The organism is Streptomyces sp. NPDC057565 (assembly GCF_042801455.1).
In the GTDB taxonomy this organism is placed as follows: Bacteria; Actinomycetota; Actinomycetes; order Streptomycetales; family Streptomycetaceae; genus Streptomyces; species Streptomyces yanii.
On sequence record NZ_JBHVFU010000002.1, the window covers coordinates 443,954 to 470,843 of the forward strand.

A 26,890-nucleotide genomic window follows, 5' to 3' on the forward strand; every position below is an offset into this window, starting at 1 on the left:
ACGCCCGGGCCGGTCCGGGCACGTACCCTTTTCTGTTGTGCCGAACGCCAATGAAGAGAATTCCAGTGCCCTGACCCAGGTGCAGCATCGCGCAGTCAGTGAACTGCTGCGGGTCTCCCCGGTCGCCGACGACCTTGCCCGCCGATTCCAGGATGCCGGATTCAGTCTGGCCCTGGTCGGTGGCTCGGTCCGGGACGCGCTTCTCGGCAGGCTCGGGAACGACCTGGACTTCACCACAGACGCCCGGCCCGAGGACGTACTGAAGATCGTGCGTCCATGGGCCGACTCGGTGTGGGAGGTCGGTATCGCCTTCGGCACAGTGGGCTGCCAGAAGAACGGCTACCAGATCGAAGTCACCACGTACCGGTCGGAGGCGTACGACAGGACTTCGCGCAAGCCCGAGGTCTCCTACGGCGACTCCATCGAGGAGGACCTCGTACGCCGCGACTTCACGGTCAACGCCATGGCCGTCGCGCTGCCGGAGAAGGAATTCATCGACCCGCACGGCGGTCTGGAGGACCTGGCGGAGCGAGTGCTGCGCACCCCCGGGACACCCGAGGAGTCCTTCTCCGACGACCCCCTGCGCATGCTGCGTGCCGCGCGCTTCGCAGCGCAGCTGGACTTCGAGGTTGCTTCTGATGTCATCACTGCGATGACGGAGATGGCTGGCCGTATCGAGATTGTCTCCGCCGAGCGGGTCCGTGAGGAACTCAACAAGCTGCTGCTCTCCGCGCACGCCCGCAAGGGACTGGCACTCCTGGTCGATACGGGACTGGCGCAGCAGGTGCTGCCGGAGCTGCCCGCGCTGCGGCTGGAGAGTGACGAGCATCACCGCCACAAGGACGTCTACGAGCACTCGCTGACCGTGCTGGAGCAGGCGATCGACCTGGAGGAAGACGGCCCCGACCTGACTCTGCGGCTTGCCGCGCTGCTCCATGACATCGGTAAGCCGCGGACCCGGCGCTTTGAGAAGGACGGACGCGTCTCGTTCCATCACCACGAAGTGGTGGGCGCCAAGATGGTCAAGAAGCGCATGACGGAGCTCAAGTACTCCAATGACACGGTCAAGGACGTCGCGAAGCTGGTGGAGCTGCATCTGCGCTTCCACGGCTATGGCGACGGCGAGTGGACCGACTCCGCCGTCCGCCGGTATGTGCGGGATGCGGGCCCGCTGCTGGAGCGGCTGCACAAGCTGACGCGCTCGGACTGCACGACGCGGAACAAGCGCAAGGCCGGCGCACTCTCGCGCACCTATGACGCGCTTGAGGAGCGCATCGCACAGTTGAAGGAACAGGAGGAGCTGGACGCCATCCGGCCCGACCTGGACGGCAACGAGATCATGAAGACACTGGGCGTCGGCCCTGGACCGGTGATCGGCAAGGCGTACGCGTTCCTGCTGGAAATGCGACTGGAGAACGGTCCGATGGGGCATGACGTGGCCGTCTCGGAGCTCAAGAAGTGGTGGGCCGAGCAGAGCTGAGGGTGAACCGCGGTCATGTTTCACGTGAAACATGACCGCGACCGGATGTGTAGAGGGGCGTTGTTTCACGTGAAACAACGCCCCTCGGTGCGACTGTCGGTATCTGTCGCGGAAGAAGGTCAGCCCGTCGACTTCATCGGCGTCAGGCAGAGAACCACACTGGTCCGGCTCTTACGGCTGCCGGAGGTCTCGGTGTAGGCGACGTACTTCTTGGCGTCGCACAGGTCCGTCTCGGTGGTGTCGTCGTGCACCTCGGCCACCTTGTACTCGGCTGCCGACGAGCTGCAGTCGGTCGACGTCATGTCCGGGCTGATGTTGGAGCCCTTGTTCTGCAGGCAGTCTCCGACCGAGGCAGCCTTGGCGTCCGACTCGAATATCTTGTCCCAGCCGAACTTCAGACCCGCGAGGGCGCCGAGCGCCACCACGATGATGACGATGTTGCGCACCGCCAGGAAAGCCTTCTTGCCACCGGACATGTTCTGAGGCGGCGGGCCTTGTGGGGGCATGCCCTGGGCCGGGGGTCCACCGGGGTGGCCGCCGTACGGCGGCTGACCCTGATGCGGCGGATACGGCTGCTGTTGCGGATGGCCGTACGTGGGCTGTTGGGGTGGGAACGGCTGTTGAGGCTGTTGCCCGTATGGTCCAGGGCTTTGCTGAGGCGGATAGGTCATGCGGATACCCCCGTGGATCGTGCGCTCGCTTTTCTTTTGACGCGCGCACGCTATAGCACTTCACTGACACGGCTCCACCGGAACATCGTCACGGCGACGATCCCGTAGAGCAGCGCAAGCCCGATCACCACTGTGGCCGACTTCCCGTCAGGAGGCAGAGCCACAGCGGCTACCGCGGCAGCGCCCACAAAGGAGACGTTGAACAGCACGTCGTACAGGGAGAAGACGCGACCGCGGAATGAGTCGTCCACCGCGGTCTGCACCACCGTGTCCGTCGCGATCTTCGCTCCCTGAGTGACGGCTCCGAGGACGAACGCCGCGACCAGCATCGGTTGGGGGGTGAACCACAGCCCGAGCGCGGGTTCGAGGACGGCAGCCGCGGCGGCACACGTCGCTATCCAGCGGAACCGGCCGAGCCGTCCGACCGCCCAGGGCGTCAGCACGGCCGCCGCGAAGAATCCCGCCCCCGAGGCGCCCACGGCCAGTACGAGCAGGGCCAGACCGCCGGATTCGCTGTCGGACCAGGCATACCGGCACAGCATCAGCACCATCACGGTCAGAGCCCCGTAGCAGAACCGGATCACTGTCATGGCGGCCAGTGCCTTTGCCGCGTCAGTCCGTTTCGCCAGATGGTGCAGCCCGTCGACGAGCCCGTGCGCGGTGGTGGCCAGCGCGTCCCTCAGCCGGAGAGGGCTGCCGTTCCTGTCCGGTCCGAGGAGTTGGGTGGCGAGGCGCAGAGAGGCCAGTGCCGAGGCGAGGTAGAGCCCCGCGCCCAGCAACACCACTGCGGCATCCGAGTCCGCAGCCACGAGGCGTACGGCGAAGGCGAGGCCGCCGCCCGCCGTGGCGGCGAGCGTGCCCGCTGTCGGTGAGAGCGAGTTGGCCATGACCAGCCGGTCCCTGTCGACGACCCGCGGCAGCGCGGCCGAGAGTCCCGCCAGCACGAAGCGGTTCACTGCGGTGACGCACAGCGCGGAGGCGTAGAAGAGCCAGTCGGGTGCGGTGCCGAGGATCAGCAGGGCAGTGCAGCAGGCGAGGGCTGCGCGCAGCAGATTGCCGTACAGGAAGACCTGGCGGCGCGGCCAGCGGTCCAGCAGGACACCGGCGAAGGGGCCGATGAGCGAGTACGGCAGCAGCAGCACAGCCATCGCGGAGGCGATGGCCGCCGCTGATGTCTGCTTCTCCGGGGAGAAGACGACGTGCGCGGCGAGGGCGACCTGATAGACGCCGTCGGCGCACTGGGAGAGGAGCCGTACGGCCAGCAGGCGACGGAAGTTCCGAAGGCGCAGGAGTACGCGCAGATCACGTACGACGGGCATATGGGCAAGGGTCACATACGTTGAGGGTCCCCGGGCGGATTGCCCGGGGACCCTCAACGAGGCGGAAGAGCGGAAGAGGAGAAGCGTTGCCGCTCATCGCCCTGCCACGGTCACACGCCGTTGCCGGTCGTGTCAGCGCTCGACGTCGCCGTTGATGAACTTCTCGACGTTCTCGCGGGCCTCGTCGTCGAAGTACTGGACCGGCGGGGACTTCATGAAGTAGGAGGACGCGGAGAGGATCGGGCCACCGATGCCACGGTCCTTGGCAATCTTCGCGGCGCGCACGGCGTCGATGATGACACCGGCGGAGTTCGGGGAGTCCCAGACCTCGAGCTTGTACTCCAGGTTCAGCGGAACGTCACCGAAGGCGCGGCCCTCGAGGCGCACGTACGCCCACTTGCGGTCGTCCAGCCAGGCCACGTAGTCCGACGGACCGATGTGGACGTTGTCCGCACCGAGCTCGCGGTCACGGATCTGGGAGGTGACGGCCTGCGTCTTGGAGATCTTCTTGGACTCCAGGCGCTCACGCTCGAGCATGTTCTTGAAGTCCATGTTGCCGCCGACGTTCAGCTGCATCGTGCGGTCCAGGATGACGCCCCGGTCCTCGAAGAGCTTCGCCATCACGCGGTGCGTGATGGTGGCGCCGACCTGGGACTTGATGTCGTCGCCGACGATCGGGACACCGGCCTCGGTGAACTTGTCCGCCCACTCCTTGGTGCCGGCGATGAAGACCGGGAGGGCGTTGACGAACGCGACCTTGGCGTCGATGGCGCACTGCGCGTAGAACTTCGCAGCGACCTCGGAACCGACGGGCAGGTAGCAGACGAGGACGTCGACCTGCTTGTCCTTGAGGACCTGGACGACGTCGACCGGGGCCTCGGTGGACTCCTCGATGGTCTGGCGGTAGTACTTGCCCAGGCCGTCGTGGGTGTGGCCGCGCTGGACGGTCACGCCGGTGTTCGGAACGTCGGCGATCTTGATGGTGTTGTTCTCGCTGGCACCGATGGCGTCCGCGAGGTCGAGGCCGACCTTCTTCGCGTCGACATCGAAGGCGGCGACGAACTCGACGTCACGCACGTGGTAGTCGCCGAACTGGACGTGCATCAGACCGGGCACCTTGCCGGCCGGATCGGCGTCCTTGTAGTACTCGACGCCCTGCACCAGCGAGGCGGCGCAGTTGCCCACGCCGACGATGGCTACGCGAACCGAACCCATTCCGGTTGCTCCCTGTGTTGAGTGTTCTTGGTGATTCCTATGAAGGCCCTGCGGAAGTGCCGGGACCTCACTTGGCGGTGTCGTCGGACGGATCCGGCGGGGTATGACCCCGGTGCCGGGGCAGGCCGTCCGTCTCCCCTGCTGTGTTCTGCTGAGCGGAGCCCTCGGGCGAGGATCGTCGCTGATCCCGTCCCGACCGCTCGCTTTCGATGAGCTCGTTCAGCCAGCGCACTTCGCGCTCCACGGATTCCATGCCGTGTCGCTGCAGCTCAAGCGTGTAGTCGTCGAGTCGTTCGCGGGTGCGTGCCAGGGAGGCGCGCATCTTTTCCAGGCGCTCCTCCAGCCGGCTGCGGCGGCCTTCCAGGACGCGCATCCGCACCTCGTGCTCCGTCTGTCCGAAGAAGGCGAAGCGGGCTGCGAAGTGCTCGTCCTCCCAGGAGTCGGGGCCGGTGTGCGAGAGCAGCTCCTCGAAGTGCTCCTTACCTTCTGCCGTCAGCCGGTAGACGATCTTGGCGCGGCGTCCCGCCAATGAAGAGGCAGGGGCGACCGCCCGTCCGCCGGCGGGTGGAACCTCTGCCGGACCGTTTCCCGGTTCCTCGATCAACCAGCCGCTGGCTACCAGCGTCTTGAGGCAGGGGTAGAGGGTGCCGTAGCTGAAGGCGCGGAAGATCCCCAACGAGGTGTTGAGGCGTTTGCGCAGTTCGTACCCGTGCATGGGGGATTCGCGGAGCAGGCCGAGTACGGCGAATTCGAGGATGCCGGAGCGTCTGCTCAACTTCGCCTCCTCCTTCTCCGGATGCTCTCGCGGAGCCCTATGCCGGGCTGATGTATCGACTCGATACATCATGACGATAGATCGCTCACCGCGATGCGACAAGGGGGGTCATCGTGAACGGCGTCACATCACCAATTCGTAGGAAGCGACTTGCGTGATTTGGGGTGAACTCGGGCTCTAGGTGGGTTTTGACCGTGCGTAGTCTGTGCGGCATGCAGACCACCGGGAACCGCGCGACGCCCCCGAGCGTCAGTCGTCGCGGACTGACCGGACGCACTGCGGATGAGCCTGTCGCAGGGTCCGTCCGTAATTCGGGGGGACCGGATCTCAACTGCCGCTTCCAGGCGCTCTCGCCTGCCCGAGGAGTAGTCGTTCGATGAGCGAGCACCGTCGCAAGACGCAGCAACCGCAAGGTGGCGGGCGTGCCGCGGCCAGACGAGCCGCCCAGCAGTCCTCAGGACGCCGCGCAGCACCGTCACACGGAGTAAGTACTGAGTCACCTTCCGGTTCGTACGGCGACGAGAGTCCGTACGGCGGGCGTGCTGCGGCCAGACGAGCCGCCCAGCGTGGAAGCGGAAGCCGGCGTGCCGCCGAGGGAGGTGGCGCGGGTCATGGCGGCGGGGGTGGCCGACGCCGCGGCGGTGGTGGCGACGGGTACGAGGGCCCCGGCCGGGGCCGCGGGCGCGGCAGTCAGCGTCCTGTGAAGAAGCGCTTCATCGACTACCCGCGCGCCGGCAAGTACGGAGCGCGGCGCTGGGTGCCGTCCTGGAAGCTGGTCTCGAGCCTGTGTATCGGCTTCCTCGGCCTTCTCATGGGCGTTGCCGGGCTGGCATACGCGATGGTCGGGAAGCCCGACGTGAAGGCTGCCGCCAAGGCGGAGAACAACGTCTACTACTGGAAGAACGGCAAGCAGATGATTGCCACGGGTGGCGAGACCAACCGTCAGATCATCGACTACGAGCAGATTCCCGCAGCGATGCGCAACGCCGTCATCTCAGCGGAGAACAAGTCGTTCGAGACGGACAAGGGCATCGACCCCATGGGTATCGCCCGGGCCTTCTACAACATGGCCAAGGGCGGCGAGACCCAGGGTGGCTCGACGATCACCCAGCAGTACGTGAAGAACTCGCGCCTCAACCAGGAACAGACCCTGAGCCGGAAGTTCGAGGAACTCTTCATCACGCTCAAGGTCGGCAAGACGGAGTCCAAGCGCAAGATCATGGCCGGCTACCTCAACATCTCGTACTACGGGCGAGGTGCATCGGGGATTCAGGCCGCGGCGCGTACTTACTACGACAAGGACGCCAAGGATCTCGACCCGAGCCAGTGCGCCTTCCTGGCCACGCTGCTCAAGGGTGCGACCTACTACGACCCGGCGGGCGCGCCCGAGATCGATCGTGAGCAGGCCACTGCGGCGAAGAACCTGTACCGGGCGAAGAAGCGCTGGGCCTGGATCCTCGACGAAGAGGTGAAGGACGGTCGGATGACACAGGCGGAACGTGACAAGTACAGGACGTTCCCCATGCCGCAGAAGCCTCGGCTGAACGCGCAACTGGGTGGTCAGATCGGCTATCTCGTGGACCTCGCCAAGGCGAACTTCCTCAACAACAACACCCAGGGCGTCACGGCGGAGAAGCTCGCTCAGGGCGGCTACGAAATCCACACCACGTTCGACAAGAACAAGGTCGAGAAGCTCAACGCCGCGGTCAAGAAGGTCTACGACAAGAAGATCGATCCGAAGGCGCGTCCCAAGACGGACACGCACGTTCAGTTCGGTGGCGCGTCGGTGGATCCGGAGACCGGAGCCATCGCCGCGATCTACGGCGGTCAGGACGCGACGACTCACTACACCAACAACGCCGACACCACCGGTGCGCAGGTGGGTTCGACCTTCAAGCCGTTCGTGCTGGCGGCCGCCATGCAGTACGGCAAGCGGGACCCGTCGGGCCCGCCGGACCAGGACGAGTCCCAGCGCATGCTGGTCTCCCCGAAGAGCATCTACAACGCCGACGACCGACTGAAGATCAAGAAGTACAACGGTGAGACCTGGACCGACGAGAACGGCAAGGAGTGGCTGCAGAGCAACGACGGCCATGAGTCGAGGGGGAACATCACCCTTCGCGAGGCCATGCAATGGTCCGCCAACTCTCCGTACGTCCAACTCGGCATGGACGTCGGTACCGACAAGGTGAAGGACGTCGCCGTTGCCGCGGGTCTGCGTGACGACAGGTACATGGCGGACGCGACCGTTCCGTCGTTCTCCATCGGTACGTCCCAGCCGAGTGCGATCCGGATGGCGGGGGCGTACGGCACCTTCGCCACCAGCGGGATGCAGCACGACCCGTACTCGGTCACCGAGGTCAAGCACCGCGGTGAGGTCATCTACCAGCACAAGAAGGTCAACAAGCGCGCCTTCAGCAACATCATCGCCGACAACGTCACCGACGTCCTGAAGAACGTCGTCGAGCACGGGACCGGCACGCCTGCCAAGCTCCCCGGCCGTGATGTCGCGGGCAAGACGGGTACGACGGACGACAACAAGTCCGCCTGGTTCGTGGGGTACACCCCGCAGCTGTCGACCGCCATCAGCATGTACCGGCTGGACGACAACGAGAAGCACAAGAACCGTGAGTTCGAGAAGATGTACGGCACGGGTGGCGAGCAGACGATCCACGGTGCCTCGTTCCCGGCCCAGATCTGGCACGACTACATGGCCGACGCGCTGGAGGGGACGGACGTCCTGACCTTCCCGAAGCCGGAGCCGTGGGGCGAGACGCTCTACGGGGGCGGCGCGAAGAGCCCGTCGCCGACGCCGAGCATCGTGCCGTCGCAGACGCCCTCCGGTAGGCCGTCCAAGTCTCCTTCGATGACTCCCTCCTCCCCCACGCCCGACCCGAGCGGCAGCTGCGGGGCGTGGGACTGGAATTGCGGGAACGGCAACGGAGGCAACTCGGCCGGTGCCGGCGGAGGCGGAACTCCCACTCCGACCGACGGGACTACGTCTCCGGGGACCTCGACAGGTGGCGGGGGCAACGGGAACGGCAACGGGAACGGCAATGGCGGTTTCTTCGGAGGTACGACCGGATAGCGACCGAAGGGCCGGCCAATAGGCGCGGCCGGAAGAAAGCCACGAGGGCCGCCGCACCACTCGGTGCGGCGGCCCTCGCCGTTTCCACAGCCCCGTACGGCAGGATGTGCGGCATGCCAAGCGCAGAAGACACGAGCGTGCACCAGGAACGGCCCGTCGTTCGGCCCACGCACCAGGACGAGATCGCCGCGGCCGGCAGCGAGCTGATCGGCGGGCGGTCGGGACGCTGGGCGCGGCTCGGATCCGGCCCCCTCACGCCTGTGCGTGTCGTCGCCCTGGTGGCGATCGGCATGTTCGCGCTCGGCATGGTGCAGAAAGTGCCCTGTTACAACTGGGCGTGGTTCAGGGGCGCCAGCTCGCAGTACACGCATGCCTGCTACTCCGATATTCCGCACCTCTTCGTCGGACGTGGTTTCGCGGACGGTCTCGTGCCGTACTTCGACCGGCTGAGCGGTGACATGCAGTACCTGGAGTACCCCGTCCTGACCGGGTTGTTCATGCAGGTCGCGGCCTGGCTGACACCCGGTGGCTCCATCCAGTACCGCGAGCAGATGTACTGGATGGTCAACGCGGGCATGCTGTTGATCTGCACCGCGGTCATGGCGGTGTGTGTCGCCCGTACCCACCGGCGCCGTCCGTGGGACGGACTGCTGGTCGCCCTCGCGCCCGCCTTTGCGCTCACCGCGACGATCAACTGGGACCTGCTGGCCGTCGCGCTGACGGCCGCGGCGATGCTCATGTGGTCCCGGCAGCGGACGCTGGCGTTCGGCATCCTCATCGGCCTCGCCACGGCCGCGAAGCTCTATCCCATATTCCTGCTGGGGGCAGTCTTCGTGCTCAGCTGGCGGGCGGGCAAATGGCGGGAGTTCTTCGTGGCGACACTCGGCGCGGCCGCATCATGGCTGGTGGTGAACCTGCCGGTGATGGTGTTCGCGCCCGAGGGGTGGAAGAAGTTCTACACGTTCAGCCACGACCGGCCGCTCGACTTCGGGTCGTTCTGGCTGATCATCTCGCAGCGCACCGGCATTTCCATTCCGGTCGGCACGGTGAACACCGTATCGACGCTGCTGACGCTCTTCCTCTGCGCATGCATCCTGATGCTGACGCTGATGGCCCCGCGCCGGCCCCGCTTCGCCCAGCTGGTCCTTCTTGTCGTCGCGGCGTTCATTCTCACCAACAAGGTCTACTCGCCGCAGTACGTGCTGTGGCTGATCCCTCTTGCCGCGCTGGCCAGGCCGCGGTGGCGGGACTTCCTGATCTGGCAGGCGTGCGAGGTCATGTACTTCCTCGGGATCTGGATGTACCTCGCGTACACGACGAGCGGCGACAAGCACCAGGGACTGCCGACGGAGGGCTACCAGGTGGCGATCGCCCTGCATCTGCTGGGCACGCTCTACCTCTGCGCCGTCGTCGTACGGGACATTCTGATGCCGGAGCGGGACGTCGTACGCAGGGACGGTTCGGACGATCCGTCGGGAGGGGTGTTCGACGGCGCCGAGGACGTCTTCGTGCTCGGGCATGCGGCGGCGCATCCGCCGCGGCACGCGGCACCCGCGGTCGAGGGGCCGCGGGTGGAGTGGGGCGGGACGCACGGCCCGGTCACAGGCCGAACAGGGCCACCTGGACCGGCCGCGGACTGAACAGGGCCTCGTCAAGGGCGCGAAACCCTTGGCGAGGCCCTGGCCCCATCGGTCGTGGGGGCCGGTCGTCGTGCCGTCCGGCCCGGTGTCTCAGCGGTCGACGAGGCGGTCGAACTGGGTGGTCGTGTGGCGCAGATGGGCCACCAGTTCGTCGCCGACCTTCGGTTCCTGTGCGTCCGCGGGCACGAACAGGATCGACACCTGCATGTGGGGCGGCTCGGCGAACCAGCGCTGCTTGCCCGCCCAGACGAAGGGCGACAGATTCCGGTTGACGGTGGCCAGGCCCGCGCGGGCGACGCCCTTGGCACGCGGCATCACCCCGTGCAGCGCCTTCGGGGCCTCCAGGCCCACGCCGTGCGACGTGCCGCCGGCGACGACCACCAGCCAGCCGTCGGAGGCGGCCTTCTGCTGGCGGTAGCCGAAACGGTCACCCTTGGCGACGCGCGTGACGTCGAGGACGGCCCCCCGGTACTCCGTCGCGTCGTGGTCGCCGAGCCACAGCCGTGTGCCGATCCGGGCGCGGAAGCGGGTCTGCGGGAACTGCTGCTGCAGCCGGGCCTGTTCCTCGGCGCGCAGATGGCTGACGAACATGGTGTGCAGCGGCAGCCGGGCGGCGCGGAGGCGGTCCATCCAGCCGATGACCTCCTCGACCGCGTCCGAGCCGTCGGTGCGGTCCAGCGGCAGGTGCAGCGCGAAGCCTTCGAGACGCACGTCCTCGATGGCGGCGTGCAGCTGACCCAGCTCCTCCTCCTTGACGCCGTGACGCTTCATCGAGCTCATGCACTCGATGACGACCCGGGCGCCCACCAGCGCGTGCACGCCGTCCACGGAGGAGACCGACCGGATGACACGGTCGGGCAGCGGTACGGGCTCCTCACCCCGCCGGAACGGGGTGAGGACCAGCAGATCGCCGCTGAACCAGTCCTTTATGCGGGCTGCCTCGTAGGTGGTGCCGACGGCGAGTGTGTCGGAGCCGAAGCGGATCGCCTCGTCCGCGAGTCGCTCGTGACCGAAGCCGTATCCGTTGCCCTTGCAGACCGGGACGAGCCCGGGGAACTGGTCGAGGACGGATTTCTGGTGCGCCCGCCAGCGCGCGGTGTCGACGTAGAGGGAGAGCGCCATGGCCGGTCCGGAACCTTTCTGGTGGCTGCGGTGTATCAGAGTTATGCAGAGCTTGATGGAGTGCCTGAAGCACCCGGCGTGCTTATTGAAACGAATGAAGCCGGATTCGTCAGCGGCGCGACATGTACATGTCCAGCGCCTTGTGCAGCAGCTTGTTGAGCGGGAAGTCCCACTCGCCGACGTACTCGACGGCTTCGCCACCGGTACCGACCTTGAACTGGATCAGGCCGAAGAGGTGATCGGTCTCGTCGAGCGAGTCGCTGATGCCGCGCAGGTCGTAGACGGTGGCGCCCATCGCGTAGGAGTCGCGCAGCATCCGCCACTGCATGGCGTTCGAGGGCCGTACCTCGCGTCCGATGTTGTCGGACGCGCCGTAGGAGTACCAGACGTGCCCACCGACGACGAGCATTGTCGCCGCGGAGAGGTTCACCCCGTTGTGACGCGCGAAATACAGCCGCATGCGGTTGGGGTCCTCGGAGTTGAGGACGGTCCACATGCGCTGGAAGTAGGAGAGGGGACGCGGCCTGAAGCGGTCGCGCACGGCGGTGATCTCGTACAGCCGCTGCCATTCGGCGAGGTCCTCGTAACTGCCCTGGACCACCTCGACGCCGGCCTTCTCAGCCTTCTTGATGTTGCGCCGCCACAGCTGGTTGAAGCCCTTGAGGACGTCTTCGAGCGAGCGGTTCGCCAGCGGCACCTGGAAGACGTAGCGCGGCTGAACGTCGCCGAAGCCGGCGCCACCGTCCTCGCCCTGCTGCCAGCCCATCTTCCGCAGCCGGTCCGCGACTTCGAAGGCACGCGGCTCGATGTGCGTGGCCTCGACGTCGCGCAGGCGCTTCACATCAGGGTCCTGGATACCGGACTTGATGGCGGCTGCGTCCCAGCGGCGGATGACGACCGGCGGACCCATCTTCACCGAGAAGGCGCCCTGTTGCTTGAGATGCGCGAGCATCGGCTGCAGCCAGTCGTTGAGGTTCGGCGCATACCAGTTGATGACCGGGCCCTCGGGGAGGTACGCGAGATACCGCTTGATCTTCGGGAGCTGGCGGTACAGCACCAGGGCGGCGCCCACGATCTCGCCGCTCTTGTCGAACCAGCCAAGGTTCTCCGAGCGCCATTCGGTCTTCACATCCGCCCACGCCGGGACCTGGCAGTGACTGGCCGACGGCAGACTCTGGATGTACGCCAGATGCTGCTCTCGGCTGATGGTCCTCAGGGTCAGGGTCATGCGGGGCGCTCCTCGGCAGGTGTGTCCCCATCGGTCAGGGGCTCCGGCTCTCGCGCCGAAGCCTACTGCGACCGGGGAGCGCGTCGTCTGGCCCTGTCGGACCTTGTCGGCCAGGTGGGTCCCGGCTGTCCGCCCCCCGGGGGCCTGTACGACCCTCTGACGGGATGCGGGTGGACCGCCGGGACCGGTGGTCCGGAGGTGTCCGGGACAGGCGTGGCTACAGGCCGCCGAAGAGGCCCCCGTGGGCCATACCCAGGTAGAACCCGATGGCGGACGCGCCCATACCGAGGATCAGCGGGAACCTCTCACGCGTGGTCGCCGAGATGTACTGCCCGTATGCACCCGTGAGGATCCCGATCAGTCCGGTCCACGAGCTGATCAGATGCAGGCTGTGGAACATCGCCGTCACGAAGGCGATAAGACCGAGGACCACGGTTACCGCCACCAGAGCGTCCTGGAGCGGATGGGGCCTGCCGTCCGTGGCGAGAAGGGAAACGGCGGGGCGGCGGGTTTGCGTTGTCTGTGCCATGGAGTACCTCCTGGCCGAAAGGGGCGCCTCGTGGCGCCGCTCACACCCGATGTGTACAGATTGCGTCTCCTGAGCACCGGATTTCAACCGGAAGCCGGTGTGCGGGTACTCTGTACGGTCTGCACCGGTGTCTGCCCAGGCCAGCACGGCAGCCCTCTTCAGGAGGGGGCATTGTCAGTGGCGGCTGTTTTACTCGGAGACACTGTTGCTTACGCATCACGACCCTCCTGCCACGGAACGACCGTGGCCGCTGAGTCCAAAGGAGGTGGGTTCCACATGCGTCACTACGAGGTGATGGTCATCCTCGACCCCGATCTCGAGGAGCGCGCTGTCTCCCCGCTGATCGAGAACTTCCTCTCCGTCGTCCGTGAGGGCAACGGAAAGGTTGAGAAGGTCGACACCTGGGGCCGTCGTCGTCTCGCTTACGAGATCAAGAAGAAGCCCGAGGGCATCTACTCGGTCATCGACCTGCAGGCCGAGCCTGCGGTCGTCAAGGAGCTCGACCGCCAGATGAACCTGAACGAGTCGGTCCTCCGGACCAAGGTCCTCCGTCCCGAGATCCACTGAGCATCTAGCTCAGCGGTCATCGGGTTCGAGTAGCAGCAAGCAGCCAGAAGCAATCCCCGCCGAGAGGTTCACCCATGGCAGGCGAGACCGTCATCACGGTCGTCGGCAATCTCGTCGACGACCCCGAGCTGCGCTTCACCCCGTCCGGTGCGGCGGTCGCGAAGTTCCGTGTCGCGTCCACTCCCCGCATCTTCGACCGGCAGACCAATGAGTGGAAGGACGGCGAAGGCCTGTTCCTCACCTGCTCGGTCTGGCGGCAGGCGGCGGAGAACGTCGCCGAGTCGCTCCAGCGAGGCATGCGCGTTGTCGTGCAGGGCCGGCTGAAGCAGCGGTCGTACGAAGACCGTGAAGGCGTGAAGCGCACGGTCTATGAGCTGGATGTCGAGGAAGTCGGCCCCAGTCTCAAGAGCGCCACGGCCAAGGTCACCAAGACCACCGGTCGCGGTGGCCAGGGCGGCCAGGGTGGTTACGGCGGTGGCCAGCAGGGCGGCGGCAACTGGGGCGGCGGTCCCGGTGGCGGCGGCCAGCAGGGCGGCGGCGGTGCTCCCGCCGACGACCCGTGGGCCACCAGCGCGCCGGCCGGCGGCCAGCAAGGCGGGGGTCAGCAGAGCGGCGGAGGCGGTTGGGGCGGAAGCTCCGGCGGCTCCGGCGGCGGCTACTCGGACGAGCCTCCCTTCTAGGGCAGCTCGTACCCCCACTTCTTGATCACACAGGAGAAACACCATGGCGAAGCCGCCTGTGCGCAAGCCTAAGAAGAAGGTCTGCGCTTTCTGCAAGGACAAGACCCAGTACGTGGACTACAAGGACACGAACATGCTGCGGAAGTTCATTTCCGACCGCGGCAAGATCCGTGCCCGCCGCGTAACCGGCAACTGCACGCAGCACCAGCGTGACGTCGCCACGGCAGTCAAGAACAGCCGTGAGATGGCGCTGCTGCCCTACACGTCCACCGCGCGATAAGGGAAGGGTGACCGAATAATGAAGATCATCCTCACCCACGAGGTCTCCGGCCTCGGCGCTGCCGGCGACGTCGTCGACGTCAAGGACGGGTACGCCCGTAACTACCTGGTTCCGCGTGGCTTTGCCATCCGCTGGACCAAGGGTGGCGAGAAGGACGTGGCGCAGATCCGCCGCGCCCGCAAGATCCACGAGATCGCGACGATCGAGCAGGCCAACGAGGTCAAGGCCAAGCTTGAGGCCGTGAAGGTTCGTCTGGCCGTTCGCTCCGGCGACGCCGGCCGTCTCTTCGGCTCCGTCACCCCGGCCGACATCGCTTCGGCGATCAAGGCTGCCGGTGGCCCGGACGTCGACAAGCGTCGCGTCGAGCTCGGCTCGCCGATCAAGACGCTCGGCGGGCACCAGGTGTCCGTGCGTCTGCACCCCGAGGTTGCGGCGAAGCTCGGCATCGAGGTCGTTGCTGCCTAAGGGCACAGCTCACCAGAGCAGCTGAAGGGCCGCACCCCACGGGGTGCGGCCCTTTGTCGTTTCACGTGAAACAGGATCGACGGCCACTGCTCAGCGGGTGGCTCCGGTGACGATCCACCTGCCCGAGCGCGTACGCAGCCAGAGCGTCACCACGCGGACCGTCATCATCAGCGCCATCGCCCACCACAGAGCAGTCAGGCCCCCGCCGTACATGGGCACGAGCAGGGCGACCGGAGCGAAGGCGGCCAGGGTGATCAGCATGGCCCAGGCGAGGTACCGACCGTCTCCGGCGCCCATCAGCACGCCGTCCAGTACGAAGACCACACCGGCGATCGGCTGGCACACGGCCACCACCAGCAAGGCGGGGAGCAGGGTGTTCTGCACGCCCTGGTCGCCGGTGAACAAGGGGATGAACAGGGGACGCGCGAGCACGATCAGTGCCCCGAGCGCCACACCTGAGGCAATGCCCCACTGCACCATGCGGCGGCATGCCTCGCGTGCGCCCTCGGCGTCATTCGCGCCCAGATAGCGGCCGATGATTGCCTGCCCGGCGATCGCAATGGCGTCGAGAGCGAAGGCCATCAGGGTCCACAGGGAGAGGATGATCTGGTGGGCGGCGATATCGGTGTCGCCCAGGCGTGCAGCGACGGCGGTGGCGATCATCAGGACGGCGCGGAGCGACAGCGTACGAACCAGCAGGGGGACGCCAGCCTGGGCACTGGCTCTGATCCCTGCCACGTCGGGGCGCAGCGATGCGCCGTGTCGGCGTGCTCCCCGCACCACCACGATCAGATAGGCCGCGGCCATGCCGATTTGGGCGATCACTGTGCCCCAGGCCGATCCGGCGATACCGAGACCGGCGCCGTAGACAAGCCCCGCGTTGAGGGCTCCGTTGACCGCGAATCCGCCGATGGCGACATACAGCGGGGTCCTGGTGTCCTGCAGGCCGCGGAGCACGCCGGTGGCGGCCATGACTATGAGCATGGCGGGGATACCGAGGCTGGATATCCGTAGATAGGTGGTGGCGTACGGTGCGGCGGTGTCGGAGGCGCCGAAGACATCGACGAGCCAGGGGGCAGAGGGCAGCGCCACGGCGATGACGGCGATGCCGAGAAGCAGTGCCAGCCAGATGCCGTCCATGCCCTGCCGTATTGCAGAGGCGAGATCGCCCGCACCTACGCGTCGTGCGACCGCTGCCGTGGTGGCGTAGGCGAGGAAGACGAAAATGCTCACGGCGGTGGTCAGCAGAGCCGCGGCGACGCCCAGACCGGCTAGTTGCGGTGTGCCGAGATGGCCGACGATGGCGCTGTCGACCATGACGAAGAGCGGCTCGGCGACGAGCGCGCCGAAGGCGGGGACGGCGAGTGCGACGATCTCGCGATCGTGCCGTCGACGGCCGGAATGTGAGGTCGCGGTGGCCTGGGGCATGAGGGCTAATCTAATCTTCCACAGGTAACGGATGCAATGGCATAGCAGTCCTTACATTTACTGGCGCTGAGTGTTCCCCTGTGTGCGGTTTGCCGTGATCATGTGTCGGTTCGGAAAGTTTTTCTCCCCCACAGGCCGTGGATGGAGAAAGCCCAGGTCAGGGCCGCGTTCAGGGCGGCGCTATGAGTTTGTCCACAGTGCTGTCCCCCGCTCCGTGCACAGGTTCTGCGGAGTTCTCCACAGCATCTGGTCCGTCGTCCACATGCCCTGTGGATAACCAGATTGGCTGACGGTGCAGCGAGGCCTACCGTGGACCGGCGCCCACACCCCGTTTCAGCCCTGGAATCCCGCAGAACTCGACGTGCCGGAACCGGAGTCGAGCGTCTTGTTTGTCGGTGCTGTGCCGTAAGAAAGAGTGGCACGGCGAAGGTCCGCGGAGCGGACGGGAGGAGGTGGCACGGTGAGCATTCCCGAGCCTTTGGACGACCCCTGGGCCGACACCGGTCCCAGTGACCGTCTGCCCGTTACCCGCCAGCGTCGTGGCGAAGGCCGGGACCGCGGCGAGCAGCACGACCGCGGCAGGGAGAGCGGCGGCTGGGACGGCGGCTCGCCCGGATTCGAGCGCGTGCCCCCTCAGGACCTCGACGCCGAGCAGTCGGTCCTCGGCGGCATGCTCCTCTCCAAGGACGCCATTGCCGACGTCGTGGAGATCATCAAGGGGCACGACTTCTACCGCCCCGCCCACGAGACCGTCTTCCAGGCGATCCTCGACCTCTATGCCAAGGGCGAGCCCGCCGACCCGATCACGGTCGCGGCCGAGCTGGTCAAGCGCGGCGCGATCACCAAGGTGGGTGGCGCCCCCTATCTGCACACCCTCGTCCAGTCCGTGCCGACCGCGGCCAATGCCTCGTACTACGCGGAGATCGTCCACGAGCGGGCGGTCCTGCGACGGCTTGTCGAGGCGGGCACGAAGATCACGCAGATGGGATACGCGGCCGACGGTGACGTCGACGAGATCGTCAACTCGGCCCAGGCCGAGATCTACGCCGTCACGGAGCAGCGCACCAGCGAGGACTATCTGCCGCTGGGCGACATCATGGAGGGCGCGCTCGACGAGATCGAGGCGATCGGTTCGCGCTCCGGCGAGATGACCGGCGTACCGACCGGCTTCACCGACTTCGACGCCCTGACCAACGGCCTGCACCCGGGCCAGATGATCGTCATCGCGGCGCGTCCGGCCATGGGTAAGTCCACGCTGGCCCTGGACTTCGCACGGGCCGCGTCGATCAAGAACAACCTCCCGAGCGTGATCTTCTCCCTCGAAATGGGCCGCAACGAAATTGCGATGCGGTTGTTGTCCGCCGAGGCGCGGGTGGCTCTGCACCACATGCGCTCCGGCACGATGACCGACGAGGACTGGACGCGGCTGGCCCGCCGGATGCCGGACGTCTCGGCCGCGCCGCTCTACATCGACGATTCGCCGAACCTGTCGATGATGGAGATCCGGGCGAAGTGCCGTCGGCTGAAACAGCGGAACGACATCAAGCTGGTGATCATCGACTATCTGCAGCTGATGCAGTCCGGTGGCTCGAAGCGTGCCGAGAGCCGTCAGCAGGAGGTCTCGGACATGTCCCGAAACCTCAAGCTGCTGGCGAAGGAGCTGGAGCTCCCGGTCATCGCGCTGTCCCAGCTGAACCGTGGTCCGGAGCAGCGTACGGACAAGAAGCCGATGGTCTCCGACCTTCGTGAATCCGGCTCCATCGAGCAGGACGCCGACATGGTGATCCTGCTGCACCGCGAGGATGCGTACGAGAAGGAGTCACCGCGGGCGGGGGAGGCGGACCTGATGGTGGCCAAGCACCGTAATGGCCCGACGGCGACGATCACTGTGGCATTCCAGGGCCACTACTCACGCTTCGTGGACATGGCGCAGACCTAGGGGATGTCTCAAGGGTCTCCCGACTTCACGGCACAGTCGCAGCCTCGTGGGCATCACGGCGGCACCTGTGACGGCGTCGTCGCGAGACTCGCCGGCACGTCTCTCTTCTCCCCGCGGCGAATGCGGCAACCAGCCCCTGCGCGCGATCAACGGCGCGTCCGGATACCTGCCGACCCATAAATCGTTTCTCCACCAGCTCGATCTGTAGACGCGATGCCGCATGGCCGGGGTTGCTGCATCGCCCGGACAGGGTTGCCCCGGCCATGCGTTGCCCTGCCCCCGCGGGTCACCCCGCAGGGATGATGTGGGTGACGATCGTCTCCACAAGCCGGTTCAGGACGGCATCGGTGTGGGGAGCGCCGGCGGTGTCGCTCCCGGTGAGCACATCGGGCAGGGTGAAGTGCTCCAGCAGCAGGCCCGTCATGGCGAGATACAGCACGAGGAAGGCGTCGGCATCGCCGGGCAGCCCCGCTTCCCGGTGGAAGCGGGCGCTCTCGTCCAGGTTGGCGCGGAAGGTCCGGTTGAGCCGGTCGCGGAGGGCGGGCCGCCGGGTGGCCTCCAGCCGGAGTTCCAGCATGGCGAGGTAGCCGGTGCGATCGGCGGCCATGCGCTGCACCAGCCATCGCATCAGTTCGGTGACCAGTTCGCGCGAGGGGGCCGGGCGCATGGCCTCCTCGACTCCGACCGGGTCCGGTGTCATCCGGTCGGTGATCCGGGCGCCGGCTTGCATGAACAGGTCGTCCCGGTTGGCGAAGTAGTTGGACGCCGTCCCGACCGGTACGCCCGCCCGTGTGTCGACCGCGCGGAAGGTGAGCCCTCGCGCACCCTCGTGCGCCAGTACCTCGATGGCGGCATCGACGAGTGCGGTTCTGCGCTCCGGGTTCCTGACCATGTGTGTCTCCTCTTCCTTCGGTCCCTCTGCGGAAAGGGATTGCGCAACCACTACATATGAAGCACTATAAATGAAGTGGTTCATGCCCGAGCCGACGCCACATTGAACGGGGACCCTGTGCGAAAGCTGACCTACTTCATTGCCTGCTCCATCGACGGCTTCATCGGTGACCCGAGCGGTGATGCGTCGTCCATGTACCGGTTCGTGGACGAGGAGTTCCTCGACTACCTCAAGTCCCAGTATCCGGAGACGGTTTCGACCGCAGGACGCCTGCAGCTGGGAATTCACGGCGTCAGGAATCAGAAGTTCGACACCGTGATCCAGGGAAGGGCCAGCTACCAACTGGCGCTGGACGTCAACATCACCAGCCCCTATGCCCAACTGCGTGAGCTCGTGGCATCCCGGACCATGAAGGAGTCGCCGGACCCGAACGTCGAACTCGTCTCCGGCGACGTGGTCGGCAGGGTGCGGGAACTCAAGGCGGAGGAGAGCGGCCTCGGGATCTGGCTCTGCGGTGGCTCACAGCTCGCGGGGGAGTTGCTCGACGAGATCGACGAGCTCGTGATCAAGACGTATCCGCTGGTCTACGGCTCGGGTATGCCGATGTTCGGATCGGATTTTGCGGACACGGAGTTCATGTTGGATTCGGTGGCTGCCTTCGACAACGGAGTACTGGTCAGGACGTACAGCCGCAAGCGCTGACCCCCAGGACCGCGGGCGGCGAAATCGGGTCGCCGACGAGTCGATGTGCCGGTACTTGTTGACCATGACCTATTCCTCAGAAGAGTTGCTTCCCGGTACGCAGCGGGCGCTGCTGCACCGCATCGCCTCCGCGCAGGCCGAAGGCCGTACGCCCTCGCTCGTCGCTGCGGTGCAGCGGCAGGGCCGGATCGTCTGGAACGGCTCGCGCAGTTGCGTCGACGGTCACGCCCCCGACTCCGACACGCAGTTCAGGATCGGTTCCCTGACCAAGACCTTTACAGCTGTGCTGGTCCTGCGGCTGCGTGACGAGGGGTTGCTCGATCTCGACGACCCGCTGGAAAAGCACCTGCCAGGGACAGGCATCGGCGGGGTCACCGTCCTCCAACTACTGGGCCACAGTGCGGGGCTGAGCGCCGAATCGCCTGCGCCCTGGTGGGAGCGAACGCCGGGAACTCTGCGCCCCGGGCTTGCCGATGTCCTCGGCGAGCAGACCCGGATGCACCCTCCCGGCCGTCGTCACCATTACTCGAACCCCGGCTACTCGGTGCTCGGAGCGCTGATCGAGGCGGTGCGCGGCGCATCGTGGGCGGAGGTGCTGCAGCGCGAGATCCTGGAACCGTTGGGCATGCGTCGTACGAGCACGTGGCCACAGGCGCCGCACGCTGGTGGCTGGGCCGTCCACCCGTGGGCCGATGCAATGCTCCCCGAACCGGCGGAGGACCTCGGTCTCATGGCACCGGCCGGGCAGCTCTGGTCGACCACCGCCGACCTCCTCCGGTTCGCCGCCTTCCTCGTCGAGGGGGATGACCGTGTGCTCGGGGCCGCTTCGGTGGAGGAGATGCGTGCTCCGTCGGCGCCGTCCAAGTTCGGCCCCGGGGAAGGCGCTTACGGTCTCGGCCTGCAGGTCGTACAAAAGAGCGGCCGCACCCTGCTCGGGCACACCGGCTCGCTGCCCGGGTTCCTGGCCACGCTCTGGTTCAGCATCGAGGACGATGTGGCCGTCGTGGTGCTCACCAATGCCACTTCTGGGCCGCTCGTCGGTACGATCGCCGCGGACCTCGTGGAGATCGTCGCCGAGGCCGAGCCGCGCATCCCTGAGCCCTGGCGCCCGCTGCCCGAGGCCGACCCGGAACTCCTCGCGCTGACCGGACCCTGGTACTGGGGCACGCATCCGAATGTCCTGCGCCTGACTGCAGACCGGGGGCTGGAACTGGGGCCGCTGCGTGGCGACGGCCGCGGTGCTCGATTCGTCGCGCAGCCGGACGGCACCTGGACCGGCCTCGACGGTTATTACGCGGGGGAGACGCTCCGTGTCGTCCGGGACGTCGACGGAAGGGTGAGCCATCTCGACCTGGGGTCGTTCGTCTTTACACGTGAGCCGTATGATCCCGCGTCGGCCGTTCCCGGCGGGGTCGACGCCGAGGGCTGGCGGGGCCTCGGCGCCTGAGCGTCACGGTGTCACGTTTCACGTGAAACGTGACACCGGTACCCGCTCATGCTGTCAACTCCCTTTCCAGCGGCGTGCGGAAGCGTGGAGTGATCCGTGTTTCCCCCACCCACTCCGACAGCCGGGACGCCTCCGCCTCGATCGCGGTGGTGGCATCCCGGCCGACGTCGGACAGCAGCCGCCAGACCGGCTCGCCATCAGCGCGCTGTGCCCAGCCACCCACGATCTCGCCGTTCCACCACACTGTCGGACCGATGTTGCCGGCCCTGTCGAAAAGGGCCGCCCGGCGCTCGGCCGGAAGATGGAAACCGCGATCGGCCCAGCCCATCGCGCTCGGGTCGAGGGCGGGAAGCAGTGCCGCCCACGGCTCCAGGGCCGGTTCGGGCTCCGTGTCCCCCGGGGAGACCCAGCCCATCGCGCCGCTGTCGAGCTGCACCTCCTCGGCTGCGGTAACTGCCAGCGCAGTGCGTACCTGGCCGAGAGTCCAGCCCGTCCACCACTTCAGATCGGCCTCGGTTGCGGGGCCGTACGAGCGGAGATAGCGCAGGGCCACTTCCGCCTGTGCCTCTGCGAGCTCCCGGGCAGGCCATGACTCGGCTGCCGTCCAGCGGAACTGGCTGGAGGTCCAGGAGCCGCGCGGCCGGTCCCGGCGGATCAGGCCTTCGGCTGCCAGCACCCGCAGAACACGGGTGGCGACTCCCTGAACCGTTTCCTGCTTCTTGCCGGGGAAGATTGTGATCTTCGTACGAAGCGCCGGTACGGCGGCGGACAACTCGCTGCCGGTGGCGGAGCCGCGCGCAGTGAGGGCGGCCAAGGTCGCCTTTTCCGTCTCGATGAGCCAGTTCTCGCCCAGTCCGTTCCCGTCGTCGTGCAGGTGCGTGAGGAAGGTCCGGCGCTCCTTGGCTGCCACGGCACGGGCGTTCGAGGCGTTGACATACGGGGCGAGCCCGCTGGACACCGTGAAGAGGGTGTTGCGCATGGAAAGCAGCCGGACCAGAGAGACGTCCTCGTAGAGAGCACGCTCCACCGTGTCCACGCCGGCCTCGGCGAGCCGGGCGCAGGTGGAAACAAAGACAGTGGCCGCGTCGGTGGCGTGCAGGGCAACGACCGCGTCGGCCACAGACACCGCGGATGCGGCCCGTACGGAGGGCGCCAGTAGGTGACGTCGGCCGAGTCTGGTCCGGCGCTGTGTGTCGCTCATGGCGTGCATCGAGCGCTCCTTCGGTCCGTCGGATCCCGTGGATTCCGAGCTGCGGTCACAGAGCTAGCTTGAAACCTACGTGACTGGCGGTGAAACCGAGCCGCTCATAGAAGCGATGGGCATCGGTCCGGGTGGCATCGGACGTCAGCTGGACCAACTGGCAGTTCTGGCGCCGGGATTCGTCCACCGCCCACTGGATCAGCTGAGTGCCGAGGCCGCTGCCGCGCTCATCGGCATGGACGCGAACGCCCTCGATGATGGAGCGGGTCGAACCGCGCCGGGAGAGCCCGGGAATCACTGTCAGCTGCAGGGTCCCGACAACGCTGCCTTCTCGGACGGCGACGACCAGGTGCTGGTTCGGGTCGTCGGCGAGTCTCTGGAACGCGGCGCGGTAGGGGGCGAGATCGTCCGGCGACTCGCGCTGCGCGCCCAGCGGATCGTCCGCGAGCATGGCCACGACGGCCGGGATGTCAGTGGGGGCCGCGGGGCGTATTTCCAGATCGCTCATGATCGGCAGACTACGCAGTTCAGGCGGCCTACGCGGGGACCTTCAGCTCTTCGACCGCCGTGACGAGCGGGGCCAGCTCGGGGCTTCTGGCAGCCTCGTCGAGGGCGGTGCGCAGAGCGGCGTCGTTGGTCGGCCGGGCTTGGGCGAGCAATGTGAGGCCGGCATCGGTGACATCGGTGTAGATGCCGCGGCGGTCGGTGTCGCAGAGATACCGGGTCAGCAGCCCGCGGTCTTCGAGGCGGCTGACCAGACGGGTGGTGGCGCTCTGGCTGAGCACGACCGCGTCGGCGACCTGCTTCATCTGCAGATGGCCGCCCGGACCGTTGTGCTGTCGGCTCAGGACGTCGAGCAGGGAGTACTCCCGCACGCTGAGCCCGTGCCCGGACTGCAGGGCCCGCTCGATAAGGGACTCGATCTTGCCGTGGAGCAGGGAGAGGGCGCACCAGCCCTGCGAGAGGGCAGTCAGTGCAGGGTCCGTCGGTGTCATGGTCTTTCCTCCGTGCGGAGCCGCTTGCCTCCAGGGTAGAGGACGTCTGCAATAGCCCGTGCTTGCAATTAATCATCGTCTGCAATTATTCTGGACGCTCGTAAGGTGCAGGCGCAATCTCCCGGGAAGGTGAAACCCATGCCGCTCGCGCTCCTCGCCCTCGCTATTGGGGCATTCGGTATCGGAACCACCGAGTTCGTGATCATGGGGCTGCTTCCCGAGGTTGCTGCGGACTTCCAGGTTTCGATCCCCACCGCAGGATTCCTGGTCACCGGCTATGCACTCGGAGTCGTACTCGGCGCTCCGCTGATGACGGTCCTTGGCACACGGGTCACCCGCAAACGCATGCTCATGCTCCTGATGGGGCTGTTCGTCGCGGGCAACGTGGTGTCCGCCGTCGCCCCCGTCTTCGGCGTGATGCTCGCCGGGCGAGTGATCGCCTCTCTCGCCCACGGTGCCTTCTTCGGTATCGGATCGGTCGTCGCGGCCGATCTGGTCGCCCCGCAGAAGAGGGCCGGTGCGATCGCCATGATGTTCACCGGCCTCACTGTCGCCAACGTCGTCGGCGTACCGCTCGGCACCTACATCGGGCAGAGCGTGGGGTGGCGGACCACGTTCTTCGTCGTCGCGGCTCTCGGAGTCGTCGGCCTCCTGGGTGTGGCCAGGCTGGTGCCCGAGCAGCCGATGGCCGAAGGTGTACGGCTCCGTCATGAGCTGGCCGCGTTCGGCAATGTGCAGGTGCTGCTCGCCATGGCGATGACCGTCCTGGGCTTCGGCGGAGTCTTCGCCGCGATCACCTACATCACGCCGATGATGACCGAAATCGCCGGCTATTCGGCGTCCTCCGTCACCTGGCTGCTGGTCCTCTTCGGACTCGGCATGGTCGGGGGCAATCTTCTCGGCGGCAAGTTCGCCGACCGCCACCTGATGCCGATGCTGTACGTGTCGCTGGGCGCCCTGTCCGTGATCCTGGCACTCTTCACGCTGACCGCCCACAACAAGATCGCGGCAGCCGTCACCATCGTGCTGATCGGTGGCCTGGGCTTCGCGACCGTACCGCCGCTGCAGAAGCGGGTTCTCGACCAGGCGGCGGGGGCCCCGACCCTTGCCTCCGCCGTCAACATCGGCGCCTTCAACCTCGGCAACGCGCTGTCGGCGTGGCTCGGCGGCCTCGTCATTGCCGCCGGTCTCGGATACACCGCACCCAACTGGGTCGGCGCCGCACTGGCTGCTTCCGCTCTGGTCCTCGCCGTCCTCTCCAGCGCCCTGGAGCGCCGGACGGCCACCCGCAGCCGCCTTGTCGCCGCACACATTCCCGAGCCGGTCGAGGCATCCGTCGCCCGGCACTGACACCCCCCACGTCGCGCGCGCTCACCCCGGGGCGCGCACTCTCCACCGCACCAAGGAGCCATCCCCCATGAGTACCACCCTCCCCACCGCCGTTGCCCCGTTGACCATTCAGGACGCGGAATTGCTGGTCGCCGCAGCCCGCACTGCCGCCGAAGCCGCCGGTGTCACCGTCGCTGTGACGGTCCTCGACGCGGGCGGCCACCTGCTGGCCTTCCGTCGCGACGACCGGGCCGTTCTCATCGCGGGCGAGACCAGCACCCGCAAGGCGTACACAGCCCTTCAGCTGGGTGCCCCGACAGCCGACCTCGTCGACGCGGTCCAGCCGGGCGGGCCCTTCCACACCCTGCCGACCGCCCTCGACCGGCCACTGCTCTTCATCGCCGGCGGTGTTCCGGTCTTCCGCGACGGTCGGCTGATCGGAGCCGTCGGCGTGGGCGGCGGCGCGCCTGAGCAGGACCACGGCTTCGCCACGGCGGCTGTGACGGCTCTCGGCTGACTCGCCAACCGCTGTGAAGGAAGCCGAAATCCATTGGTGTCCGTTCCCATGTGCCAGCAGAGTCACGGCACATGGGGACGGACATCTACGGCTTCATCGAGTGCCGGGCCACGTGGTACGAAAAGGGCGAACCCTGGTCGGCCACAGTCGATCTCGATCTGCTCCACATGGGCCGGAGCTACGACACGTTCCGGAGGGCGTCTGCGACCGCGTCCGCCGGGAGTTCGGACAACGGGCCGGTGACAGGCATTTCCGGCCCGGCGCCGCTCAGCCCGGTCCGCGTCAGCCCGTCGCCACGGTCAGCGGTGCGAAGCGACGGGTCCAGTCGCCCGGCAGGTCCGGGGACCGGTAGGCCATCACTGTGGTTCCGGAGCCGGCCGGCTGCAGACCGCACTCCTTGAGCCGGTTCAACAGTTCTTCATGACGTGCGTCGATGTCCGCGCGCAGGGGACGGTCCGTCGCCTGCGCGAGGGAGTCGACAAGCGCCATCGCCGTGACGGTGTTCCGGGCGATCAGCGGACCGACCACATGGACACCGTCGCTCGGCCACAGCGCCGCGTAGCCGACAAGCCCGCCCTCGTCCTCCGCGACCCGGAGGTGATCTGCGAAGGCCGGCAGCCGGGCAAGGAGATGTGTCCGGTCCGCACCGAACACATCTGTGTCCAGACGGAGCATGGCACGCAGATCCTCGGCCGCCGCCGGGCGGACGGTCACGCCGGACGCTGCGAAAGCGCTGTCGCCCGACGCGCCGGTCGGCCGGAAACGACCACTGATCCGCGCGGCCCGGCCCACCGCTTCGAAACCGAGCTCTTCGTACAGCGGCTGCCCGGCCGGCGTCGCGTACAGGCTGAGTGACGTCTCCCCCGCCGTTTCGATCACCTGGTGCATCAGGCGTCGGGCGATCCCCTGGCGCGCGTACCGCTCGGCGACGAGGAGCATGCCGATGGCGGCGAGTCCCTGGCCGTATGAGGTCATCACACAGGAGGCCATCAGGCCTTTGCCCTCGGGATCATCGATGCCGTAGCCCGACCCTGCGGAGAGGAGCAGGGCCCAGCGATGCTCGTCACGCGGCCAGCCGCGGTCCTCGCAGAGATTGGCGCAGGGGACCAAGTCTCCCCGGGTGAGGCGCCGGATGGGCGTATCGGCGTGCGGGTGGGGCAGTGGGCTGGGCATGAGGGCCAGGCTGTCCGACGCAGTGATCGCTCGTCCACCGCTTTACCGGATCCGGTCGAGACTCATATGCGCCGACCGTGTCGATGATGCCCGCGCGGCCAGAGAGCCGAGTCCGCGGTGGGGGCCCGTCAGCGAGCTCCACGCGTGCGCAGTTTCACGTGAAACGCGCAGCTGAGCGACGGTCAGAGGCGGTTCGGCGCTGATACAT

Annotated in this window: 26 protein-coding genes; 13 read left to right on the forward strand and 13 right to left on the reverse strand. The window is 67.0% G+C overall.

All coding sequences use genetic code 11. The features are described from left to right. Positions 1-37: 37 nt before the first annotated feature. On the forward strand, positions 38-1,480 hold the full coding sequence (locus ACFU8W_RS06040) for a CCA tRNA nucleotidyltransferase (RefSeq protein WP_384032633.1): 1,443 nt from the start codon (positions 38-40) through the stop codon (positions 1,478-1,480). 119 nt (positions 1,481-1,599) lie between these two features. On the opposite strand, the gene ACFU8W_RS06045 is transcribed toward ACFU8W_RS06040, so the two are convergent. The 4 genes from ACFU8W_RS06045 to ACFU8W_RS06060 form a co-directional block, all read right to left on the reverse strand. Continuing rightward, positions 1,600-1,956, reverse strand: coding sequence for a hypothetical protein (locus ACFU8W_RS06045; RefSeq protein ID WP_384032635.1), 357 nt, complete (start codon positions 1,954-1,956; stop codon positions 1,600-1,602). Between the two features lie 245 nt (positions 1,957-2,201). Then, positions 2,202-3,470: an MFS transporter gene (locus ACFU8W_RS06050; RefSeq protein ID WP_384032636.1), complete on the reverse strand. Its 1,269-nt coding sequence runs from the start codon at positions 3,468-3,470 to the stop codon at positions 2,202-2,204. A 132-nt stretch (positions 3,471-3,602) separates the two neighbouring features. Next, positions 3,603-4,685, reverse strand: coding sequence for an inositol-3-phosphate synthase (locus tag ACFU8W_RS06055; protein WP_345512692.1), 1,083 nt, complete (start codon positions 4,683-4,685; stop codon positions 3,603-3,605). A 67-nt stretch (positions 4,686-4,752) separates the two neighbouring features. Then, positions 4,753-5,460, reverse strand: a complete 708-nt coding sequence (locus tag ACFU8W_RS06060; protein WP_384032639.1) for a helix-turn-helix transcriptional regulator — start codon at positions 5,458-5,460, stop codon at positions 4,753-4,755. A gap of 566 nt (positions 5,461-6,026) precedes the next feature. On the opposite strand from ACFU8W_RS06060, the gene ACFU8W_RS06065 reads away from it, so the two are divergent. The 3 genes from ACFU8W_RS06065 (at position 6,027) to ACFU8W_RS06075 (ending at position 10,188) form a co-directional block, all read left to right on the forward strand. Then, a complete protein-coding gene (locus tag ACFU8W_RS06065) occupies positions 6,027-6,164 on the forward strand; it encodes a hypothetical protein (protein ID WP_384032641.1) in 138 nt (45 codons plus the stop codon). 107 nt (positions 6,165-6,271) lie between these two features. Further along, positions 6,272-8,548, forward strand: a complete 2,277-nt coding sequence (locus tag ACFU8W_RS06070; protein WP_384033013.1) for a transglycosylase domain-containing protein — start codon at positions 6,272-6,274, stop codon at positions 8,546-8,548. A gap of 113 nt (positions 8,549-8,661) precedes the next feature. Next, a complete protein-coding gene (locus ACFU8W_RS06075; RefSeq protein ID WP_384032643.1) occupies positions 8,662-10,188 on the forward strand; it encodes a glycosyltransferase family 87 protein in 1,527 nt (508 codons plus the stop codon). A 90-nt stretch (positions 10,189-10,278) separates the two neighbouring features. On the opposite strand, the gene ACFU8W_RS06080 is transcribed toward ACFU8W_RS06075, so the two are convergent. The 3 genes from ACFU8W_RS06080 to ACFU8W_RS06090 all read right to left on the reverse strand — a co-directional run bounded on the left by ACFU8W_RS06080 (position 10,279) and on the right by ACFU8W_RS06090 (position 13,067). Further along, complete coding sequence (locus ACFU8W_RS06080) at positions 10,279-11,310, reverse strand: alanine racemase (protein WP_037702122.1); 1,032 nt, start codon at positions 11,308-11,310, stop codon at positions 10,279-10,281. Between the two features lie 109 nt (positions 11,311-11,419). Continuing rightward, the gene (locus tag ACFU8W_RS06085) at positions 11,420-12,538 is read right to left on the reverse strand and encodes a lipid II:glycine glycyltransferase FemX (protein WP_384032645.1); all 1,119 of its coding nucleotides are present in this window, start codon (positions 12,536-12,538) and stop codon (positions 11,420-11,422) included. Positions 12,539-12,755: 217 nt separating this feature from the next. Further along, positions 12,756-13,067 carry a hypothetical protein gene (locus tag ACFU8W_RS06090; RefSeq protein ID WP_384032647.1) on the reverse strand — a complete coding sequence of 104 codons (312 nt, stop codon included), beginning with the start codon at positions 13,065-13,067 and terminating at the stop codon, positions 12,756-12,758. 276 nt (positions 13,068-13,343) lie between these two features. Between ACFU8W_RS06090 and rpsF the strand changes: the two genes are divergently transcribed. From rpsF to rplI, 4 genes are all read left to right on the forward strand, one after another. Then, positions 13,344-13,634 carry a 30S ribosomal protein S6 gene (gene rpsF / locus ACFU8W_RS06095; protein ID WP_015609864.1) on the forward strand — a complete coding sequence of 97 codons (291 nt, stop codon included), beginning with the start codon at positions 13,344-13,346 and terminating at the stop codon, positions 13,632-13,634. A 74-nt stretch (positions 13,635-13,708) separates the two neighbouring features. Next, a complete protein-coding gene (locus ACFU8W_RS06100; RefSeq protein WP_384032649.1) occupies positions 13,709-14,314 on the forward strand; it encodes a single-stranded DNA-binding protein in 606 nt (201 codons plus the stop codon). A gap of 43 nt (positions 14,315-14,357) precedes the next feature. Continuing rightward, positions 14,358-14,594 (forward strand): 30S ribosomal protein S18, encoded by a 237-nt coding sequence (gene rpsR / locus ACFU8W_RS06105; RefSeq protein WP_003967857.1) that lies wholly within the window; start codon positions 14,358-14,360, stop codon positions 14,592-14,594. Between the two features lie 18 nt (positions 14,595-14,612). Next, a complete protein-coding gene (gene rplI / locus ACFU8W_RS06110) occupies positions 14,613-15,059 on the forward strand; it encodes a 50S ribosomal protein L9 (protein WP_037702131.1) in 447 nt (148 codons plus the stop codon). Between the two features lie 90 nt (positions 15,060-15,149). Here the strand turns inward: rplI and ACFU8W_RS06115 are convergent, their stop codons facing one another. Continuing rightward, positions 15,150-16,487 carry an MATE family efflux transporter gene (locus ACFU8W_RS06115; protein ID WP_384032651.1) on the reverse strand — a complete coding sequence of 446 codons (1,338 nt, stop codon included), beginning with the start codon at positions 16,485-16,487 and terminating at the stop codon, positions 15,150-15,152. A gap of 478 nt (positions 16,488-16,965) precedes the next feature. Between ACFU8W_RS06115 and dnaB the strand changes: the two genes are divergently transcribed. Beyond that, complete coding sequence (gene dnaB, locus ACFU8W_RS06120) at positions 16,966-18,426, forward strand: replicative DNA helicase (protein WP_327249482.1); 1,461 nt, start codon at positions 16,966-16,968, stop codon at positions 18,424-18,426. Positions 18,427-18,712: 286 nt separating this feature from the next. Here dnaB and ACFU8W_RS06125 read toward each other — a convergent pair whose 3' ends face one another. After that, positions 18,713-19,318, reverse strand: coding sequence for a TetR/AcrR family transcriptional regulator (locus ACFU8W_RS06125; RefSeq protein ID WP_384032653.1), 606 nt, complete (start codon positions 19,316-19,318; stop codon positions 18,713-18,715). Between the two features lie 117 nt (positions 19,319-19,435). On the opposite strand from ACFU8W_RS06125, the gene ACFU8W_RS06130 reads away from it, so the two are divergent. Further along, positions 19,436-20,020, forward strand: a complete 585-nt coding sequence (locus tag ACFU8W_RS06130; protein ID WP_384032655.1) for a dihydrofolate reductase family protein — start codon at positions 19,436-19,438, stop codon at positions 20,018-20,020. 64 nt (positions 20,021-20,084) lie between these two features. Further along, complete coding sequence (locus ACFU8W_RS06135; protein WP_384032657.1) at positions 20,085-21,467, forward strand: serine hydrolase domain-containing protein; 1,383 nt, start codon at positions 20,085-20,087, stop codon at positions 21,465-21,467. Positions 21,468-21,513: 46 nt separating this feature from the next. Here the strand turns inward: ACFU8W_RS06135 and ACFU8W_RS06140 are convergent, their stop codons facing one another. The 3 genes from ACFU8W_RS06140 to ACFU8W_RS06150 are packed head-to-tail and all read right to left on the reverse strand — an operon-like array spanning position 21,514 to position 23,663. Continuing rightward, on the reverse strand, positions 21,514-22,677 hold the full coding sequence (locus ACFU8W_RS06140; RefSeq protein ID WP_384032659.1) for a winged helix DNA-binding domain-containing protein: 1,164 nt from the start codon (positions 22,675-22,677) through the stop codon (positions 21,514-21,516). A gap of 46 nt (positions 22,678-22,723) precedes the next feature. Beyond that, positions 22,724-23,176: a GNAT family N-acetyltransferase gene (locus ACFU8W_RS06145; protein WP_384032661.1), complete on the reverse strand. Its 453-nt coding sequence runs from the start codon at positions 23,174-23,176 to the stop codon at positions 22,724-22,726. Between the two features lie 28 nt (positions 23,177-23,204). Continuing rightward, entirely contained in the window at positions 23,205-23,663 is a 459-nt protein-coding gene (locus tag ACFU8W_RS06150; RefSeq protein WP_384032663.1) for a MarR family winged helix-turn-helix transcriptional regulator, read from the reverse strand. A gap of 138 nt (positions 23,664-23,801) precedes the next feature. On the opposite strand from ACFU8W_RS06150, the gene ACFU8W_RS06155 reads away from it, so the two are divergent. Next, positions 23,802-25,013 carry an MFS transporter gene (locus ACFU8W_RS06155; protein WP_384032665.1) on the forward strand — a complete coding sequence of 404 codons (1,212 nt, stop codon included), beginning with the start codon at positions 23,802-23,804 and terminating at the stop codon, positions 25,011-25,013. A gap of 67 nt (positions 25,014-25,080) precedes the next feature. After that, positions 25,081-25,509, forward strand: coding sequence for a heme-binding protein (locus tag ACFU8W_RS06160; RefSeq protein WP_384032667.1), 429 nt, complete (start codon positions 25,081-25,083; stop codon positions 25,507-25,509). 282 nt (positions 25,510-25,791) lie between these two features. Here the strand turns inward: ACFU8W_RS06160 and ACFU8W_RS06165 are convergent, their stop codons facing one another. Next, the gene (locus ACFU8W_RS06165) at positions 25,792-26,682 is read right to left on the reverse strand and encodes a GNAT family N-acetyltransferase (RefSeq protein ID WP_384032669.1); all 891 of its coding nucleotides are present in this window, start codon (positions 26,680-26,682) and stop codon (positions 25,792-25,794) included. Positions 26,683-26,890 lie beyond the last annotated feature (208 nt).

Bases quoted from the DNA above. Each gene is read 5' to 3' on its own strand.
- ACFU8W_RS06140 (WP_384032659.1), bottom strand. From the start codon at position 22,677: ATGCACGCCATGAGCGACACACAGCGCCGGACCAGACTCGGCCGACGT.
- ACFU8W_RS06155 (WP_384032665.1), top strand. From the start codon at position 23,802: ATGCCGCTCGCGCTCCTCGCCCTCGCTATTGGGGCATTCGGTATCGGA.
- ACFU8W_RS06050 (WP_384032636.1), bottom strand. From the start codon at position 3,470: ATGCCCGTCGTACGTGATCTGCGCGTACTCCTGCGCCTTCGGAACTTC.
- ACFU8W_RS06165 (WP_384032669.1), bottom strand. From the start codon at position 26,682: ATGCCCAGCCCACTGCCCCACCCGCACGCCGATACGCCCATCCGGCGC.
- rpsF (WP_015609864.1), top strand. From the start codon at position 13,344: ATGCGTCACTACGAGGTGATGGTCATCCTCGACCCCGATCTCGAGGAG.
- ACFU8W_RS06055 (WP_345512692.1), bottom strand. From the start codon at position 4,685: ATGGGTTCGGTTCGCGTAGCCATCGTCGGCGTGGGCAACTGCGCCGCC.
- ACFU8W_RS06090 (WP_384032647.1), bottom strand. From the start codon at position 13,067: ATGGCACAGACAACGCAAACCCGCCGCCCCGCCGTTTCCCTTCTCGCC.
- ACFU8W_RS06085 (WP_384032645.1), bottom strand. From the start codon at position 12,538: ATGACCCTGACCCTGAGGACCATCAGCCGAGAGCAGCATCTGGCGTAC.
- ACFU8W_RS06070 (WP_384033013.1), top strand. From the start codon at position 6,272: ATGGGCGTTGCCGGGCTGGCATACGCGATGGTCGGGAAGCCCGACGTG.
- ACFU8W_RS06160 (WP_384032667.1), top strand. From the start codon at position 25,081: ATGAGTACCACCCTCCCCACCGCCGTTGCCCCGTTGACCATTCAGGAC.
- ACFU8W_RS06080 (WP_037702122.1), bottom strand. From the start codon at position 11,310: ATGGCGCTCTCCCTCTACGTCGACACCGCGCGCTGGCGGGCGCACCAG.
- ACFU8W_RS06045 (WP_384032635.1), bottom strand. From the start codon at position 1,956: ATGTCCGGTGGCAAGAAGGCTTTCCTGGCGGTGCGCAACATCGTCATC.
- ACFU8W_RS06150 (WP_384032663.1), bottom strand. From the start codon at position 23,663: ATGACACCGACGGACCCTGCACTGACTGCCCTCTCGCAGGGCTGGTGC.
- ACFU8W_RS06100 (WP_384032649.1), top strand. From the start codon at position 13,709: ATGGCAGGCGAGACCGTCATCACGGTCGTCGGCAATCTCGTCGACGAC.
- rpsR (WP_003967857.1), top strand. From the start codon at position 14,358: ATGGCGAAGCCGCCTGTGCGCAAGCCTAAGAAGAAGGTCTGCGCTTTC.
- ACFU8W_RS06145 (WP_384032661.1), bottom strand. From the start codon at position 23,176: ATGAGCGATCTGGAAATACGCCCCGCGGCCCCCACTGACATCCCGGCC.
- ACFU8W_RS06075 (WP_384032643.1), top strand. From the start codon at position 8,662: ATGCCAAGCGCAGAAGACACGAGCGTGCACCAGGAACGGCCCGTCGTT.
- ACFU8W_RS06115 (WP_384032651.1), bottom strand. From the start codon at position 16,487: ATGCCCCAGGCCACCGCGACCTCACATTCCGGCCGTCGACGGCACGAT.
- ACFU8W_RS06135 (WP_384032657.1), top strand. From the start codon at position 20,085: ATGACCTATTCCTCAGAAGAGTTGCTTCCCGGTACGCAGCGGGCGCTG.
- ACFU8W_RS06125 (WP_384032653.1), bottom strand. From the start codon at position 19,318: ATGGTCAGGAACCCGGAGCGCAGAACCGCACTCGTCGATGCCGCCATC.
- rplI (WP_037702131.1), top strand. From the start codon at position 14,613: ATGAAGATCATCCTCACCCACGAGGTCTCCGGCCTCGGCGCTGCCGGC.